This window comes from Thalassospira profundimaris (assembly GCF_003326795.1).
GTDB classification, from domain to species: Bacteria; Pseudomonadota; Alphaproteobacteria; order Rhodospirillales; family Thalassospiraceae; genus Thalassospira; species Thalassospira profundimaris_C.
The window spans coordinates 1-17,709 of sequence record NZ_JPWI01000003.1 but is presented as its reverse complement, the minus strand read 5'-3'; the positions used below and the strand labels follow the sequence as shown (position 1 = coordinate 17,709).

15 protein-coding genes are annotated in these 17,709 nt (G+C 51.2%); 5 read left to right on the top strand and 10 right to left on the bottom strand.

Features of this window, described 5'->3' with window-relative positions; translation table 11 throughout:
- Nucleotides 1-125 precede the first annotated feature (125 nt).
- A complete protein-coding gene (locus TH30_RS06180; protein ID WP_220150283.1) occupies nt 126-1,073 on the bottom strand; it encodes an ABC transporter substrate-binding protein in 948 nt (315 codons plus the stop codon).
- Between the two features lie 165 nt (nt 1,074-1,238).
- Between TH30_RS06180 and TH30_RS06175 the strand changes: the two genes are divergently transcribed.
- On the top strand, nt 1,239-2,288 hold the full coding sequence (locus TH30_RS06175) for an aldose epimerase family protein (RefSeq protein WP_258548637.1): 1,050 nt from the start codon (nt 1,239-1,241) through the stop codon (nt 2,286-2,288).
- Between the two features lie 56 nt (nt 2,289-2,344).
- Here TH30_RS06175 and TH30_RS06170 read toward each other — a convergent pair whose 3' ends face one another.
- The 6 genes from TH30_RS06170 to TH30_RS06145 all read right to left on the bottom strand — a co-directional run bounded on the left by TH30_RS06170 (nt 2,345) and on the right by TH30_RS06145 (nt 9,851).
- Nucleotides 2,345-4,294: a DUF2207 domain-containing protein gene (locus TH30_RS06170; protein WP_181850165.1), complete on the bottom strand. Its 1,950-nt coding sequence runs from the start codon at nt 4,292-4,294 to the stop codon at nt 2,345-2,347.
- A gap of 83 nt (nt 4,295-4,377) precedes the next feature.
- Nucleotides 4,378-4,998 carry a LemA family protein gene (locus TH30_RS06165; protein ID WP_258548636.1) on the bottom strand — a complete coding sequence of 207 codons (621 nt, stop codon included), beginning with the start codon at nt 4,996-4,998 and terminating at the stop codon, nt 4,378-4,380.
- Nucleotides 4,999-5,116: 118 nt separating this feature from the next.
- Complete coding sequence (locus tag TH30_RS06160; RefSeq protein WP_114097223.1) at nt 5,117-6,700, bottom strand: gamma-glutamyltransferase family protein; 1,584 nt, start codon at nt 6,698-6,700, stop codon at nt 5,117-5,119.
- A 129-nt stretch (nt 6,701-6,829) separates the two neighbouring features.
- Nucleotides 6,830-8,155 carry a TRAP transporter large permease gene (locus TH30_RS06155; RefSeq protein ID WP_114097222.1) on the bottom strand — a complete coding sequence of 442 codons (1,326 nt, stop codon included), beginning with the start codon at nt 8,153-8,155 and terminating at the stop codon, nt 6,830-6,832.
- 6 nt (nt 8,156-8,161) lie between these two features.
- The gene (locus tag TH30_RS06150; protein WP_114097221.1) at nt 8,162-8,731 is read right to left on the bottom strand and encodes a TRAP transporter small permease subunit; all 570 of its coding nucleotides are present in this window, start codon (nt 8,729-8,731) and stop codon (nt 8,162-8,164) included.
- A gap of 1 nt (nt 8,732) precedes the next feature.
- Nucleotides 8,733-9,851 carry a TRAP transporter substrate-binding protein gene (locus tag TH30_RS06145; RefSeq protein WP_181850164.1) on the bottom strand — a complete coding sequence of 373 codons (1,119 nt, stop codon included), beginning with the start codon at nt 9,849-9,851 and terminating at the stop codon, nt 8,733-8,735.
- Between the two features lie 334 nt (nt 9,852-10,185).
- Here TH30_RS06145 and TH30_RS06140 point away from each other — a divergent pair, with 334 nt between their 5' ends.
- Nucleotides 10,186-10,914 carry a GntR family transcriptional regulator gene (locus tag TH30_RS06140; RefSeq protein WP_114097220.1) on the top strand — a complete coding sequence of 243 codons (729 nt, stop codon included), beginning with the start codon at nt 10,186-10,188 and terminating at the stop codon, nt 10,912-10,914.
- 147 nt (nt 10,915-11,061) lie between these two features.
- Here the strand turns inward: TH30_RS06140 and galE are convergent, their stop codons facing one another.
- A complete protein-coding gene (gene galE, locus TH30_RS06135; protein WP_114097507.1) occupies nt 11,062-12,051 on the bottom strand; it encodes a UDP-glucose 4-epimerase GalE in 990 nt (329 codons plus the stop codon).
- A 19-nt stretch (nt 12,052-12,070) separates the two neighbouring features.
- Nucleotides 12,071-13,687, bottom strand: a complete 1,617-nt coding sequence (locus tag TH30_RS06130; RefSeq protein ID WP_114097219.1) for a hypothetical protein — start codon at nt 13,685-13,687, stop codon at nt 12,071-12,073.
- 112 nt (nt 13,688-13,799) lie between these two features.
- Between TH30_RS06130 and TH30_RS06125 the strand changes: the two genes are divergently transcribed.
- Genes TH30_RS06125 through TH30_RS06115 form a run of 3 tightly spaced genes read left to right on the top strand, consistent with a single transcriptional unit; the run spans nt 13,800 to nt 16,016 of the window.
- Nucleotides 13,800-14,900 (top strand): glycosyltransferase family 2 protein, encoded by a 1,101-nt coding sequence (locus tag TH30_RS06125; RefSeq protein WP_258548635.1) that lies wholly within the window; start codon nt 13,800-13,802, stop codon nt 14,898-14,900.
- Nucleotides 14,890-15,606, top strand: a complete 717-nt coding sequence (locus TH30_RS06120; RefSeq protein ID WP_114097218.1) for a class I SAM-dependent methyltransferase — start codon at nt 14,890-14,892, stop codon at nt 15,604-15,606. Before TH30_RS06125 ends, TH30_RS06120 begins: the two co-directional genes overlap by 11 nt.
- Nucleotides 15,607-15,608: 2 nt before the next feature.
- The gene (locus tag TH30_RS06115; protein ID WP_114097217.1) at nt 15,609-16,016 is read left to right on the top strand and encodes a GtrA family protein; all 408 of its coding nucleotides are present in this window, start codon (nt 15,609-15,611) and stop codon (nt 16,014-16,016) included.
- Nucleotides 16,017-16,412: 396 nt separating this feature from the next.
- Here the strand turns inward: TH30_RS06115 and TH30_RS06110 are convergent, their stop codons facing one another.
- The gene (locus TH30_RS06110; RefSeq protein WP_114097216.1) at nt 16,413-17,393 is read right to left on the bottom strand and encodes an AraC family transcriptional regulator; all 981 of its coding nucleotides are present in this window, start codon (nt 17,391-17,393) and stop codon (nt 16,413-16,415) included.
- Nucleotides 17,394-17,709: the final 316 nt, after the last annotated feature.

Below are 17,709 nucleotides of genomic sequence, written 5' to 3'. Positions count from 1 at the left end.
CCTGTTATTCAGATTTTTATCCCGATACAGCATGACGCACCCCGGCATGACCGGGGTACGTCATTGCAATGGCAAGCCAGTCGTCCCCGGCGTCACGAACACGTTCATGATGCCGGGTCAGGCTGTTATTTGCTGCGCATTTTGTATTCTTCTGCTGCGGTATCAGGCAGGAAGAGCGGACCATTTGCCTTGATCCATTTCGGAACTTCCTGACCGGCCTTGGCTGCCTTGATGGCATCAAAGGACGGACCACCCAGATGCGGGTTCAGTTCGATGGTAGCATTGGTATCGCCATCGGCCATTGCCTTGAAGATATCAGGAACCGCATCGATCGATACGATCTTGATATCATCACCCGGATTAAGGCCGGCTTCCTTGATCGCCTGGACTGCACCCAGCGCCATGTCATCATTATGTGCATAAACAGCACAGATGTCCTTGCCGCCGTTTTCAGCTTTCAGGAAGCTTTCCATGACTTCCTTGCCGCCCGAGCGGGTGAAGTCTCCAGACTGCGAACGGATGATATTGATGCCCGGGAAGTTGGAAATTACCGACTCAAAACCGGCTTTACGGTCGTTTGCAGCAGATGAACCAACAGTTCCCTGCAGTTCAACAACATCGCAAACCGCGTTGGTTTCAGTTGCCAACCAAGCCGCAGCAAGTGCACCCTCGACCACAAAGTCAGATGCGACCTTGGTCAGATAAAGGTCTTCGCTGGCATCTACACCGCGGTCAACCAGAACAACCGGAATACCGGCGTCTTTTGCTTCTTTCAGAACCTGGTCCCAGCCGGTTTCCACCACCGGAGCCAGAAGAATTCCGTCAACACCCTGCGCGATGAATGAACGAACAGCCTTGATCTGGTTTTCCTGCTTCTGCTGAGCATCCGAGAATTTCAGATCAATACCACGTTTCTCGGCTTCAGCCTTGATCGACGCGGTTTCGGATGTACGCCAGCCGCTTTCAGAACCGATCTGAGAAAAACCAATCATCATTTCGGCATGGGCCGCAAAAGAAAGACCAAGCGCAACGCCAAGCGCTGCAGTCGAAACTGCAAGCTTTGTGAATTTCACCACGATTTCCTCCCTAAGTGTGGTTTATTGCTTAAAAGCCATATAGTATTACAATATGATTTGAAGCCGCTCAACCATATAGTTATTCCAAGGCAGCCCCCATCGCCCACAGCGATTGACAACATGAAATAAACGTAGAAAAATCAAGGATTACGAGAGGATCGAATGCCTGAAAGCCACCACGCACCATACATGGTAATACCATCGGCACAAACACGTATTTCGGGTAAAAACTCCCCGCGCGTGACGCTTGCGACATCGCAGATTCGCCTTACGGTTTCTGCGCTTGGCGCGCGTATTTGCGCCCTTGATTTGTATGAGGATTCGAAACCTGCCCCGACAAACATCGCTGTTGGCCTGTCTGATGATGATGCCTATCTTGCCCAGGACAGCTATATCGGGGCTGTTTGCGGGCGCTATGCCAACCGGATCGAAAATTCCCGCTACACCGATCCGGCCGGCCACGAAGTCATGCTTTCTGCCAACGAAGGCGACACCCATCTTCATGGCGGCAAGGACGGTTTTGACCGACGCATCTGGAACATTACCAACCAGTCGGAAAGCAGCGTCACCTTCCAGCTCTCCTCACCCGATGGTGATCAGGGATATCCGGGCAATATGGTTGCAACCGCAACCTATTCAATCATTGCACAAAACCGCCTTAGGCTTGAAATCACGGCGACCTGTGATGCGCCCTGCCCGGTCAATATGACAAGCCACGCCTATTGGAACCTGTCGGGGAAATTCGACCAAACGGCAGCGGACCACGTTTTACAGATCAGTGCCGATCAATGGCTTCCGGTCGATAACAAGCTGATCCCTCTTGCGGATGCCCGTGGCGTGGCCGGGACCGGTTATGACTTCCGCAGCCCGGCCCGCATTTCAGACATGCAGCCCAACGCCACACAGGGCTTTGATCATAATTTCTGCCTGACCGGTGATCGCGGTACACTGCGCCAAATCGCCACCCTGTCCGATCCTGAAAGCAGCCGTTCGATCAAACTGTTCTCGACCGAGGCCGGGCTACAATTCTACCTTGCCCAGCATTTCAACAAGACGATGAAAACCGAAACCGGCATTCCCCTGCACACATCCGCAGGCATTGCGCTGGAACCCCAGACCTATCCCAACAGCCCCAACCGCACAGACTTCCCAAGCCCTTGGCTCAATCCCGGTGAAACCTATCGCCATGTGATCGAGTGGGAGTTTACCTAAACGAAAAAGCCCCGCATTTGCGGGGCTTTTTTTTTTCTGGACACGCAACATCTCTATCACCAACCGCCACCGCCGCCACCACCTCGACCGCCGCCGGAAAAGCCGCCACCACCAGATGCAATTCCGGCAGAAGAAATTGTTGGAGCACCGAAAGATACCGCAGCAGCACTTAGCTGGCCGACAGAGCTGCTACTGAAACTGCCTATGTTCTGCCACCCACGACCATCTTTGTACCACGCTGGGTTATATTCCTTGTTCCGACCTTCGGCTTCTGAGGGCAATGAACGCAGATAATCTTCAAACCGCTGCGTCCAGACGTCTTCTGCATCGAGCGCCATAGCAAACGGCAAATGCTTTTCGAAAATCGCAATAGCATCCCCCATTTCACGGTTCATGAAGTTCATTCGGTCCTGCTCTGCCACAGTAAGGTAACGACGATATCCCTCAATCTCGGCATGGAGCTTCAAGAACTCTTGTGTTGGAACTTCCATCCAGATGCGGAACAGGCAGCAGACAACAATAGCAAAAACAGCAACGCATAACGCAACGGGTGACATCGCTCCTAGCAGGATAAAGCCAAAAACCCATGCCGGAGCCATAAATCCCAAACTTACTATAACCAATTTTCCTATCGCCCTTTCGACAGGCTTACCTCGGTCGAAAATCCCTGCCAGAATTGCCTGCAAAAAATTAAAGATCAGAATTATGGCACCTACGAGCATGATGCTTCCAATCGCAGTACCAATGAAAGATTCGGGATCACGCGCACCAATTACAGGGTCAAGCATAACCACGGCAGCGACGGCCAGTACGGCCATTACAAAACCAATTTTCCAGGGAAAGTCATTACGCACGAAATAACGGGATCTTTGAGCAGCAGAATACCGGTCAAGCAACGAGTTCCGTGCACTTTCAACTTCCTTTCGGTACTCGCGGCCAATGGTGATTTCCTTGACATCCGATTGGCGCAACAACGAGTTCAAGACAGTTTGCTCGTCATCTGGCAGGTCATCGCGCACGCCGGGCAGCTTTGACAGGATGTATTCCCCCTTACCGGTCACACTGATCGTCAGGCATCTCTTTACCGCCAAACTCGTCAACACAACGGCGAATGCCTTGGTTGCGAAATTCTGACCGCCTTTTGCTTTGCGCCACAGGAACCCGACTTCTGCTGCTGATCTTCCAACAGGTAGCTCAAACCGAGGTACAACAGTTGGTGGTTTTGGATCCTTGCCAAATTTGCGCCAGGAGAACGTCAGATAAACCAAAAGCAGCAAGCACAAAGTCATGCCGATGAAAATTCCGAGGTTATCGGAAACAAGCTTTCCTACTGCATTGACGAAAGCAGGATGGCTCACATATCCGGATGGCCATGACACCGCAATGGTCAGCCCATCTCCTTTTGACAAGGCAACTGCATTTCTAACTTCTACAAAGTTTCCTGCACCTGACAGGACCTCATAACGGCCACCCTTCTGGCCTTGGGGTCCGACATATACGGCCAGATCATTGACCTCGGCCCCAACAGGTAGATGAACTTTTGCGTCAACAATATCGATTGAAAACTGCCAGTCATTACCGGTGACGTTCCAGTAAAGCTCGTCGGTACCTTCTCCGAGCGATATCTGATTATTCAGGAAATATGTGATTGTGAACTTGTGCTCACCAATCGACAGGGTGCGCTGTGGATCGCCCATGTAAATCCGTATTGCACCATCCAGCTTTTCCGTATGGTACGGCACGATCCGCCCATCAAGCAAAATACTTTCGATTTGAATATCGGCAAGATCATAGAACTTCAAAGCATTCATCGTAACCAATGGAAAATCACGATAGACACCTCTTTTGATCAGCTCTCCCTGCGCTTCGACATGTATGTCTTCAATGACACGAATGCCGCCGTTTTGCTGAACAAAAACCTCCGATCTGAATGTCGTTATCCGTTCGCCCGACGCGGCCCCGATAGCCTGCGCAGAAACGGAAGCATTGGAGACTATCAGCGTCATGAACACTGCCAACCAAAGCCACAGCCTGATAGCAGGACCGGCATTCACACAAATGATGGATTTTTTGGACGCCCTAGCAAACATCAATCAAACTTCACGCCAGGCACATGACGCTCAATCGCGTGCTCAACTTCGTAGTAGCTGCCCTCAACAAAGCCAAAACTACCGGCGACGATATTGCTTGGAAACGATTGCACGGCGATATTGAGATCCCGCACGGTGCCATTGTAATAGCGTCTCGCCATCTGGATCTGATTTTCCAGCTCAGACAAAGACTGCTGAAGCTCGATGAAGGTCTTGTCCGCCTGCAATTCCGGATAGGCCTCTGCTACGGCAAATATCCGCATCAGCGCAGTCGACATTTGCCCCTCCAACTCCTGCCTTGCATTTGCATCTGACGAACTTGCGTCAGATGTTTTTGCGCGCAACTCAGTCACTTCTTCAAACAACTGCTTTTCGTGCTTTGCATAGCCCTTCACGGTTTCGACAAGATTTGGCACAAGGTTGCTGCGGCGTTTAAGTTGCACGTCAATACCACTCCAACCCTCGCGGGCTGATTGACGCAACGACACCAAGCGGTTGTATATGCTCACGCCGTACAGCAGCAGAAGAACAAGAAGAACGGCCAAACCAATAAGGATTGCAGAAAAAGCGCTCACAGCTTTACTTCCTTTACGAACGTTACTGACCTGATCTTCAGGCAATTTTCAGTTTCGTAAAAGGTACCGAACCGCACCTTAAAAGAAAATGGTTAGTTTAACCGAACCTCAACTCCCACAACCACAACACGAAAGCGTAAAGCTGGCACTGGATCACTTTAAATCAAATGGCCGCAACCGTCCCATCCGCACGCGGATCCGTCGCCCCTTCCATCACGCCATTCGGACGTAACCGGATACCGCCCGCATGGCCCATCATGTCTTCATAGGGACCAACGACCTCAACCGCGTGACCGGCTGATTTAAGCTTCTCAATCAAGACCGGATCAAAGCGGTTTTCGAGTTTAAGGGTGGTGGTTTCATCACCCCAGGTCTTGCCCAGCAACCAGCGCGGCGCGGTGATTGCTTCCTGCAAATCCTGACCAAACAGGACATTGCGGGTAAAGACGGCTGACTGGGTTTGTGGCTGTCCCTCGCCCCCCATGGTGCCATAGGTCAGAACCGCCCCGTCATTCAGGCGTGCCATCGCCGGGTTAAGCGTATGGAACGGCAAGCGTCCCGGTCCGAGCTGATTTGGGCCATCATGAAGCGTAAAGCTTGCTCCGCGGTTCTGCCACAAAACGCCGGTTTCGGGCACAACGATGCCCGATCCGAATTCCCAGAAGATGCTCTGGATATAGCTTACGGCAACGCCGTTTGAATCAACCGTCCCCATCCAGATCGTATCACCGGGTTTGGCGATATGCGGCCAGGGCAGTGCCGTCTTCATGCTGATTTTGGAAGCTTCGCGATCCAGCGTCGCATCAGACAACAAATCCATCGGATCAATGGTCATGCGGTCGGGATCGCCGACATGATTGTTGCGCGCGATGAAGGCGCGCTTGGTCGATTCAATCAGGCCATGGATATGATCAAATCCGTCTGCCGCGCTGACACCAAGACGATCAAACAGGCCAAGGATCATCAATGACGCAACCCCTTGGGTCGGCGGCACCATGTTAAAGACCGTTCCGGCCGAAAGTCTGACCGAAAGCGGTGTCATGACTTTGGCGTGATAGCTTTCCAGATCGGCAAGTGCAATCGGGCTTCCAACCAGCGACAGTCCCTTGGCGTTGCTGCGCGCGACGTCACCGCGATAGAAATCATCCAGTCCGACCTTGCCCAGATGTTCAAGCGTCGCGCCAAGGGCGGGCTGCTTTAACACGTCACCAATTTCGGGAATGCCATTGGCGGCATAGGTCTCAACAAAGCCCGGCACATCCTTAAGATCCGCCATCTTGGTAGTGGTCAGCTCGACCTGGGACTGTGTTACCGGAATGCCGGTTTTGGCATGATGTACGGCATCTTCAAGCAGACGTGCCAGCGGAACCTTGCCACCAAGCCCCTTGGCAATTTCGGCTGCCTTGATCCAGCCACCAATCGCCCCCGCCACCGTCAGTGCGGCAAGCGGCCCGCGTGCCGGGATCGCGGCATGCCCCTGTTCACGATAAAAGTCCGGCGTTGCCGCCCCCGCAGCCGCGCCACAGGCCCGAATGGCAACCGGATCCTTGCCCGGTTCTGCGATCAGCCAGAACCCGTCGCCGCCAATCGCATTCATATGCGGATAGACAACTGCAATGGTGGCGGCTGCGGCAATCATCGCCTCGACCGCGTTGCCGCCGTTGCGCAGGATATCACGCCCGGCCTGTGCGGCCAGATGATGCGGGGCGGTAACCATTCCCCCAAGGGCGGTTCTGGAACGTAACATTGTCTTTCGGCCTCCCTGCCGTAACGCTTCGGACATACCGGGCTTGTTACCCGGCATGTCCGTGACTTTTGTTCATAGCGCCGTTTTGATTTTCAGTTCAGCGGCTTTTCACATCGTAGAATGATTTCATCACCACCCGATCAGATCAGGCAACCAGCTTGTCAGCTCAGGAAAGATAAACAGCAATATAAGGGCAAGCGCCTGAATGCCGATAAACGGTATCACCCCGCGATAGATATCAGTTGTCGACACCGAAGGCGGTGCAACCCCCTTAAGGAAGAACAGCGCCCAGCCAAAGGGAGGTGTGAGGAAGCTCGTTTGCAAATTCATCGCCACCAGAATGGCAAGCCATGCCATGTCGATCCCGCTATTAAGAAATACCGGCAGGAACATCGGAAGCGCGATATAGGAAATCTCGATCCATTCAAGGAAGAAGCCAAGAATAAAGATCACCCCCATCATGAACAGAAGGTTGCCCATATCCCCGCCCGGCACCCATTCAAACATCGCATGAACAAGGCCTTCGCCGCCAAGCCCCCGGAAGGCAAGACCAAAGGGCTGCGCACAGATCAGGATAAAGAACACCATTGCACTGGTGATCAGGGTATCGTGCAGGACTTCGCGCATCACACCAAGGCTTAGCCGACCGGTGAAAAGTGCGAGCAACAAAGCACCAAGTGCCCCCATCGATGCGGCCTCGGTCGGGGCTGCAATACCGCCGACGATTGATCCAAGCACAGCAAACACAAGGGCGAGCGGCGGCAAAACCACCTTAACGATCTTGATCAGCAAATCACGCGAACCGAGTGCATCGCGTTCGTCCTGCGGGATGGCCGGCACCATTTCCGGTTTGAAAATACCAAGCAGCACAAGATAAAGCCCAAGCATCCCGGCAAGGATCAATCCCGGCACCATTGCCGCGGCAAACAGCGTACCAACAGACTCACCCAGAATATCGGCAAGCAGGATCAGAACCAGACTGGGCGGAATGATTTGCCCAAGCGTTCCGGACGCGCAGATCACCCCGCTTGCCACCCCCTTGTCATAGCCGCGATTGATCAGCGGCTGTAGCGACAGCAAACCGACCGTCACAACGGTTGCCCCAACCACGCCCGACGATGCCCCCATCAGAACCCCGACAATGACAATCGCCAACCCCATGCCGCCCTTGAGGCGGCCCATGGCATGGCCGATCACATCAATCAGTTCTTCGGCAAGCTTCGACTTTTCAAGCATCACGCCCATGAAGATGAAAAGCGGCAAGGCAAGCAGCGTATAGTTGGTCACAACCCCGTAGACACGTGCGGGCAACAGGTTAAACAGGCCGGTGCCAAACCCCATAATCCCAAAGGCAAATCCCGAAATCGCAAGCGAGATCGCCACTGGCACACCAAGCACAAGGAAGCCAAAGAAGCCCCCGACCATGCCGATGGCCAGCCATTCATTTCCGGTCATGTCTGATTAGTCTCCTGCACCGCTCGGCGAAACCGCGGCGGGCGTATTATAGGCGGGTGCGTCATCTTCTACGCGGATCTGGCGATAATTCATCAAGGCTTGCGAAATTGCCTGAACAAGCAACAAGCCAAATCCGACAGGAATGAAGGCCTTCAGCAAAAAGCGATATGGCAAGCCTCCCGGATCGGGGGACCCTTCGCCCATCATGATGGATTGTTCGACATAGGGGATCGAAAACCAGATCAATGCCCCGCCAAGAACAGCCATCAGGAGTGCTGAAAACAGGTCAATGATCGCCTGGGCTTTGGGGCCCAGACGTTCATAAAGAAAATCGACCCGCACATGACCGCCGTGGCGCATCCCGTAAGCCATGCCCATCAGGGCAATCGGCGACACCAGATGCCATTCAAGTTCCTGCATAGCCACACTTCCGGAGTTAAACAGATAGCGCAACAACACATTCCCCCCGACCACCAGCACAAGGGCCAGACCACTGATCGCAGCCCCCCATCCGGCAATATCAACAATCAGGCCAAGAACACGGTCGAATAACGGCTCAGTACGGGTCGACTTCATATCAGCTCATCCCGTCTTTGGATGAAATGATGCCGTGATAGGGCTTTTCACTGACAGCGGCCCATTCGTGATGCGTATCACGGAACGCCATGAAGCTTTCATGGACCTTTTTGGTGACCGGATCCTTGGCAGCTTCGGCTTCAAGGGTTTCCTTGGTGATGCCCTTAAGTTTGGTCACCACTTCGTCCGGAAGTGTCTGGGCGGTAACGCCAAAGTTCTCGACCAGATCACGCAGGGCTGCTGCGTTATTGGCTTCGCACCAGGAATGGCTGTCAAGGTTGCAGGCCTGTGCCGCGTTCTTGACAATCGCCTGAAGGTCGGCCGGAAGGCTTTCCCAGGCTTTCTGATTGATCAGAAGCTCGGTCACGTTGGACGGCTCATGCCAGCCGGTGGTGTAGTAATATTTTGCGGCCTTCTGCAGACCAAGACGACGATCCTGATAGGGACCGACAAATTCGGCAGCATCAATCACGCCACGTTCCAGTGCCGGGAAGATTTCCCCGCCCGGAAGCAGCTTCACTTCAACACCGATCTGCTGATAGACCTTGCCCGCTAGACCCGGAATACGCATTTTCAGGCCCTTGAAGTCATCAAGGCTTTCAATCGGCTCGCGGAACCAGCCGGTCATCTGAACGCCGGTATTGCCCATCGGGAAGGCAACAAGCCCGTATGGCTTATAAACTTCATGCCACAGATCAAGCCCGCCCGCATGATAAAGCCATGCATTCATGCCCTGGAAGTTCAGGCCGAACGGAACCGTGGTGAAATACTGGGCTGCAAAAATTTTACCTGCCCAGAAATAGGCATTGGCGGCATTCATTTCGACCGTACCGGCCTGAACGGCGTCAAAGCCCTCAAGGGCCGGGATCAGCTCGCCTGCGGCGAAATGCTGGATATTGAGACGCCCGTTCGACATCTCCCTTACCCGCGCACAGAAATCTTCCGGGCTGCCCGGACCGGTCACATAAAAGGGCGACCCCGGACCATAGGCATTGGTCATTTTCCAGTTAAAGGTTTCTTCTGCACGCACGATGTTTGGTGCTGCGATGACTGCGGCCCCGGTGGCTGCAGCCCCGATTGCCGACTTCGTCAGAAAGTCGCGCCGTTTAACATTTGTCATTGATGTCTCCCTGATAGAGATAGCTATTTCTATGAAAAGTAATCTCAACGGAATGCAATCCGCATTGTGTATACATCCTGCAACACACATGCCAATCTATATTTTTCAATAACTTAACAATATTTCGACATATCAATCACCACGCACGATGCATTATTTATGATCATTTTTATAGGTAGCATATTATTTATGTATAATTATTGTGCAAAACATGACTGAGGAATCACACCCCGCTTTACAAGTAGCAGGATACTTGGATTTCCCGGTAAAATTCGTGTATACATCGCCAAAAGGGAAATGCTTCCAGACCTCGCAAGAAGGGCTCAAACATCAGATGACAGAGCTTCGTCAAACGCTCTTTGCGCCAACCGAACAGACAGAACCGCTTGGCATTGCCCAGCAGCTGTGTCAGGTGCTTGAAGACGATATCGTCAGGGGAAAGCTGCCACCGGGGCAAAGACTGGAAGAACCGCTTCTGGCCAAACGGTTTGGCGTGTCGCGCACCCCGGTTCGCGAAGCGCTGCAATTGCTCACCGCGACCGAACTTGCCGAAAAGATTCCCAACAAGGGGGTCTATGTTTCACTCGCCACCCCCGAACGCCTGACAGCGATGTTTGAAAGCATGGCCGAACTTGAAGCCATGTGCGGGCGACTGGCAGCAAAGCGCATGACCAGTGGTGAACGGCACAATCTTGAAAAGATCCATCATGAACTGGCTGAAACCGTCCGGCTTGGCGACAGCGACAGTTATGAGACACTCAACCGGTCTTTCCATAACGCGCTTTATCGCGGGACACATAATGACGTGCTGGTAGATGTGACATTATCAGTCAGACGGCGCGTAGCCCCGTTCCGCCGCGTCCAGTTCCAGAGCCTCGCCCGCCTTGCCTCCTCGCACGAGGAACATCAGGGCATTGTTGATGCCATCTTGCGCGGGGATTTCAAGGCAGCCGAAGAACTACTCTACGGCCACATCATGGCTGTTCACGACATTAGTCAGGATTACCTTTCCAGCCTGCGTGACAGCGCCCCGCCCGCATCCAGCATGGCTGCAGGAAAGTAATCGCCCCGCCCTGCCTTGCCCACAAGCACCGGAGATCACCACTCAATCCTGATTAATGCAGGCATCAAACTTTGCAGCATGGTCGAACGCCGTTCGACCGCGCCTCATTTCAGTCAGGCGACGTGAACATAAACAACATCGCTGTTATCAAGCTGCGATCTTGCGATACCACTGCAAGGCATGTGAAACGATATCATTCACGTCTGTGTATTGCGGGGTCCAGCCTAAAACTTCTCTGGCCCTGGTTGCATCCGCGACAAGAACAGCAGGATCACCATCTCTTCTTGCGGCAACCTCATAGGGCACTTGCCCGGCGAGCCGCGACACAGCATCAATCACTTCCAAAACCGTGAAACCGGCCTCGTTTCCGAGATTTGCCGCAAGGCTTGCCTCATTCTGATTCAGGTATTTCAAAGCGAGAAGATGCGCGTCAGCAAGATCACAAACATGGATGTAGTCCCGCACACATGTTCCGTCCCTGGTGTCATAATCATCACCAAAGACCTTCAACACCTTCTCCCGGGTAATTGCGGCAGCTATCGCGAGCGGGATGAGATGGGTTTCCGGATTATGATTCTCGCCAATCGCCCCGTCCGGGTGCGCTCCGGCTGCATTGAAGTAACGCAAACAGACAGATCGCAGCCCATAAGCTTTTTCGAAGTCCCCCAAAATTTCTTCGACCATCAACTTGGTTCTCCCGTAGGGATTAATTGGTCCCTTGCGGTGACTTTCATCGATCTTGCTTGTTTCCGGCAATCCGTAGACTGCGGCGGTCGAGGAAAAAATGAACTTCTTTACGTCTGCTCGAACCATTTCCGAAAGCAATGTGACCGTATTGCAGACGTTATTCTCATAATACGCAGCAGGATTGCGAACGGATGCCCCTACTTCTATGAATGAAGCAAAATGTATGACAGCATCAATATCATGCTCGGCAAAAACGTTGCGAAGCAACGTCGCATCACCGCAATTTCCCTCAATCAGCCGAGAACCCTGCAAAGCCTCACGATGCCCGGAGCTCAGATCATCCAGAACAACATGTCTAATATTCAGGTCTCTTAGCAAATGGATCATATGCGATCCGATATAACCGGCCCCGCCGACGACCAGTACAGACTTACCTTCTGGCAAATACATAACCATCTTCCACTGCTGACTACCGGCTGACCGGGCTCATGAAATAGAACATGTCACGATCAATGTTCGCACCCTCAACCTCGAAATGGTACTCGTCGAACACTTTGTAATCTTCAATATTGATCGCAGTGACACTTTCCGGGGTGATGCCGTCCAGGGCAACAATATCAAAATCAATATCCTGATCGTATTTGAAGCAATGAACGACATCGGAGTCCTGATTCCTGTCATGATCCATGCATCCAGTCAGGCTGTAAAGGTTGATGCGGAAGCCCTTCCGATCATTCAACTGTTTCAGCAAAAACTGCCTCATCACCGCAGTCTTGTATTGTCCGTAAGGAGTTTCCTTATGCAGATAGAATACATTGACGTCAGAATCGACCCCGTCGACGATCTCGTTCACTACCCCTTCAATATATGAATAGCTTAACTGGTTCGACTTTTGGGAGATGGAGAAGAAGTAGTTGGAGCGGGCTGCCTGCGGAATGCACAGGACGACAACCGCATAGGCCGCACCCAGGACCAATATCTGTTTTTTACTTCCGGCAGACCATACTTCACGTGTCAACATCACAAACGCAATCCCGATATACAGGTAAGGGATTGAGTGGAAATAGTATCTTGGCACCAATCCGATGATGTTGATTTCAAGGAAGTAAACAAAAGCTGCTGCAACACACGAAATGGCAATCCGCCCCTCAACGCCGATATTCCTGAGCATAACAAAGTTAATGACAAGAACAAAGAACAGCGGAATTGCGCTCACATCCTTCACGAAGAACATGAGGTTCATGTAAAAGTTGCTCGGCGAGAATAGATAAACATCTGTCAATGCAGGACCAAGAACGACCCAATAGACATAAGCAGCAAAGAACCCAACAGACGCAAGACACCACCCCAACTCGACCGGGGACCCCAAGACAACCCTCCGCAAAGCGGACCATTTCAACTCTACAACCGAAATGAACTTGGTGATCATATGCACGCCGGCAAACACAAGATAGAACGCGAAAATCGGCTCCTTGTAGTACATAGAGATATGGGCAGCACAAACGGCAACTACGGCAAAATATACATTGCTCCCACGCAAAAACCTCATATACCCCCAGAAGGAGGCAATCATGAAGAACATGGCGTTACGCTCTGGAACAACCAGATTTTCAAAAGGAAGCCAAATTGCAGTAATAAATATACAGAAAACGAATAGTATTCTTGCCTTGCAGTCTTGCAATCGTAATGCGTCCATCAGCATCAGGACTGCAAGCAACATCTGAAGAACGATTACGCAATAAAGAACAACGAAACTTCCACCTGTAACATTCAGATTCAGAATATTAAACTCTTGATGACCAAGAGGGAAGAAACGGCCACTCCAGACCATAGGGCCAATGCCACCCCAGAGAAGACCCACTTCGTCGTGGTGACGGTAGTTTACGCCGTAAAAGAGATACGCAAGGAAACACCCCAACATCACGACGTAAGCAAGCAATTCTGCAGGCCGCACCCGGATTTCGCTGCTAAACGATAAAGCCCACTCACGATACTCGGTTGTTTTGCTCACTAGGAAATAAGTACCGGCCCCCAGAAGACCCCCAACAATCGTAATATAACTCAAGGTCGAAACCAAAAGCGTCATCAAACCACCCCCTAATTTTGAAGCGCATGACGCGCTTTGCGTCCCTTTAAAAACATCGCCATCATCCCGTCAACAAATAATAAACACTCCCAAGCAACCAGAGCGCAATTCCGTGTTGCAGTGGGCTGCCAACCCATATAGGATTCCGCCAACTTTATTCTCGCGCAGAATTAACTCACGTAATCTTTTTGTAGTTAAAAAGTTTGACGCAATGCAGAAAAGAAAAGAAATGATACCTCAAAAAAAACTTTCGGTAGTCGTCCCCTGTTACAATGAAGAAGACGTAATACACGAGCTACACAAAAGATTAACTGATGCCTGCAAGACATACGAAAAAGACGGATATGAAATTGTTCTTGTAAATGATGGATCTTCAGACAAAACACTGGAGATCATGGGAGACATCGTTCAATCCGATCCAAATGTTGTTGTAGTAAACCTGTCCCGGAATCATGGACATCAACTTGCACTCTCGGCAGGACTGGAAGTATGTTGCGGAGAACGTATTTTTATTATTGATGCGGATCTGCAGGATCCACCAGAGCTTCTTCATGACATGATGAAAAAAGTAGATGCTGGCGTTGATGTTGTTTTTGGACAACGTCTCGAACGTGAGGGAGAAACGCTATTTAAGAAGGCATCTGCATTTGTTTTCTATCGTCTTCTCCAGCGGATCACAGATATCGAGATCCCTGCTGACACAGGTGATTTCCGTCTCATGACAAGAAGAGCACTGGATGTTCTTCTCAAGATGCCAGAGCATCACAGGTTCATTCGTGGCATGGTCAGCTGGATCGGGTTTAAGCAAGAACCCATCCTGTATGCTCGTGCCCCCAGATTTGCAGGCACAACAAAATATCCGCTCTCTAAGATGATCAAGTTTTCGATCGACGCTATTACCAGCTTTTCAATCAGACCGCTTAGAGTTGCAGCTCATGCCGGCTTTGCCGTTGGACTGGCGGCCTTCGCAATGATCATTTATGCCCTTTTCAATTTTGTGTTTGGAAATTCGGTAGATGGCTGGACATCGATAATCATCGTAATTCTGTCCATTGGCAGTGTTCAACTGGTCCTGATGGGAATTATCGGAGAGTATTTGGGGCGACTGTACATCGAGTCAAAAGGGCGCCCGCTGTTTATAATACAGGACGTTATTCATCAACAGAGCAACAACCACGTCCACGCCGGTAAAGAGCACACCGATGACCAATAAAAACACTGAATATAGTCTTGAAGCCGAGTTCGACTCATTTGCGGAAGAATATTACAAGGATCATGCCCGCAATATCGAAATAACTGGCGAGAACCCCGAGTTTTTCTCGGAATACAAGATCCGCGATCTTCGCAATCAAATAGACAAGATCAAAGCGCCTGCGAATGACATTGTGGACTTCGGGAGCGGCATCGGAAATTCTATTCCGTTCTTTCGGAAGTATTTTCCTGAAAGCGCCCTGAATTGCGTGGATGTATCGGGGAAAAGTATCGAGATTTCCAAAAACCGCTTTCCCGGGAACGAGAAATACGCACAAATTAGCGAGAACCGCGTCCCGCTCGCCGATAACTCTGTCGATATCGTTTTTTCTGCATGCGTTTTCCACCATATCCCGCATTCCGAACATGTTCACTGGATGGCTGAGCTGCGTAGAATTACAAAACCTGGCGGAAGCCTGTTTATCTATGAACACAACCCCTACAATCCCCTTACACTGCGTGCAGTGAACACCTGCCCGTTTGATGCAAATGCCCATCTCATAACAGCGCCGCTCCTGCGCGCGCGCGCGTCTGATGCTGGCTGGGTTGATAATACGACCAAGTATCGCATGTTCTTTCCTTCGATGCTTGCAAAGTTGCGTGTTCTGGAAAAATCAATAACTTGGCTGCCGTTAGGCGCTCAGTATTTTCTACACGCCCGAAAATAGTTATGCGTAAAAGCTTAATCGAAGCGGTAAAGTTCGGAGCGGTTGGCGTGATCAATACCGCTATCGGATTATCGGTGATCTATGCCCTCACGTACTTTACCGACATATCATATTTTCTTGCGAACTTTGCCGGTTACGCGGTTGGCCTTGCGGTTAGCTACCAGCTGAACAAGATTTGGACATTTTCTGCGAAGTCCTCTCGGACAAGGTATCAGTTTGCGGCATATATCATCGCCGCAGCATGTTGCTATGTTGCAAACCTCGCGGTTCTATACATGTCCGTTCGCTTTGTCGGGCTAAATGAATATTTGTCCCAACTTTCAGGTATTGCAACCTATTCCGTCAGCATGTTCCTGATCAGCAAGTTCATCGTTTTTGCCCCGACGGATCGCAAAGAGCTCTCGCAGTAGATCGACCTTTCTGCATGAATACGTTTATGGAGCGATCAAGCGACACTATCCTGTTTTTCCGGACGGGAAGTGTCGCTTCAACGGCAGCCCAGCCCAGCGATACAAATTATAACAAGTTGGCGTCAGTCTTCTGATCTGCATGCCCGGACCCTTCTTTCTTTTTTGTTTCTGCATCCGGGATTAGGGCCCCGCATGACGAATATCGCGCAGGAAGCACGGCATTGAAAACGCTCCCCTCTTCCCGGCCATGGGGCATGGATTAAGCAGAAGTTTTTCATCAAACCAGAAGAAATAAATACCGCACGCCGATTACCAACCATAAGTGGACAGGCAATGCATAAAAGTGGATCGCCTTGCCTTTTTCAGGCCAATGATCGAACAGGATTCATGTCGCAGTTAACGACAACGTTTGAGCGTTTCGGACGGTGAAACGCCAAAATGCATGGCATAGCTTTGCGCAAACCGTCCGGCATGGCCAAACCCCCACTTATTGGCAACCTTGGCAACCGTCGCTCCCGGGGCAGCTTCAAGCAGATCATTATGAGCCCGGTTTAAACGGACAATCTTGACATAGGCCATGGGCGCCATGCCAAAGACATCGTTGAATCCCACCAGAAGCGTGCGATAGCCACATCCAGCATAAGCAACCAGATCGGCGAGATGAATAGCAGTCTGCGCATATTCATGGATGTAATCACGGGCGCGCTTGACATATCGCGGCAAGGCAACTGTCGATGGCCGGTCATGCAAAACGTCCAAATAGGAGTTTGGCAACTGCATCAGAATACTGGTCAGAAGAAGATCACGCAATTCGCCTAAAATAATCGTGTTTTCAAGATTATAGAGCGGCCCGTCAAGCGCATTTGCGATATAGTGAAGCGTGTCTGCAACATGTCTCTGGCCCGGTAATGTCACATCGATTGCCGCATCGAAAACCAGTTCGTTGCGAAAGATATCGCGCCCGGTCAGGGCATGGGCATGTTCGCGCAAGGTTGAAACCGGCAAGTGCGCGCCAAGAGCCGAAAACTCTTCCTCAATCGCGGACAACGGTACACGCATGTTGCGCATCAGCCCGCGTTGGGGCGAAATTTCAAATTCATGCGCCCCGTGTTTGACCTGACCATTTCCGCCATTCACAAACAGAAGGAACAAGTCATCGGTTTCGGTCGCCGGGGTTTTGAGATGAATGCGCCCAGCCCCAAAAGATGCACCGAGAAGGACAATATCGGCAAGGGCTGCAGAATGAATAGAAACATCTGTGATGGCGTTTTTACCAATCGCGTCAATTGTGTCAATACTGTTCATATCCGACAGAAAGGCTTGCGTTTCATGCAAGTCCTGTGACTCAAAGATTTGATGGTTTTTGAGGTGATTCATCTAATATATCCTGTTGATGGTGCCACGGTATGGCGGAACTTCCATCACAGATCGCATTTGACTGCGCGATCAGGGCATCAACAGAACCTCCGAGAACTTAATGTATTCTTTTCTCGCGAACTAAGAAACAAGAGCTTCGCTGTGGAAGAAACAGACTTTACCGCGCATATCATGCGCAAGACACCATCAAGGCCAAGCCTCACCGTTTTTTTCCGACATTTATCATCAGAAACGACAAAACCCCCGACCGGTTAAGGTCGAGGGTTTCTGAATGTCGTGTGTATATAGGGAATATGATTGCTGTATTTGGAAGGCC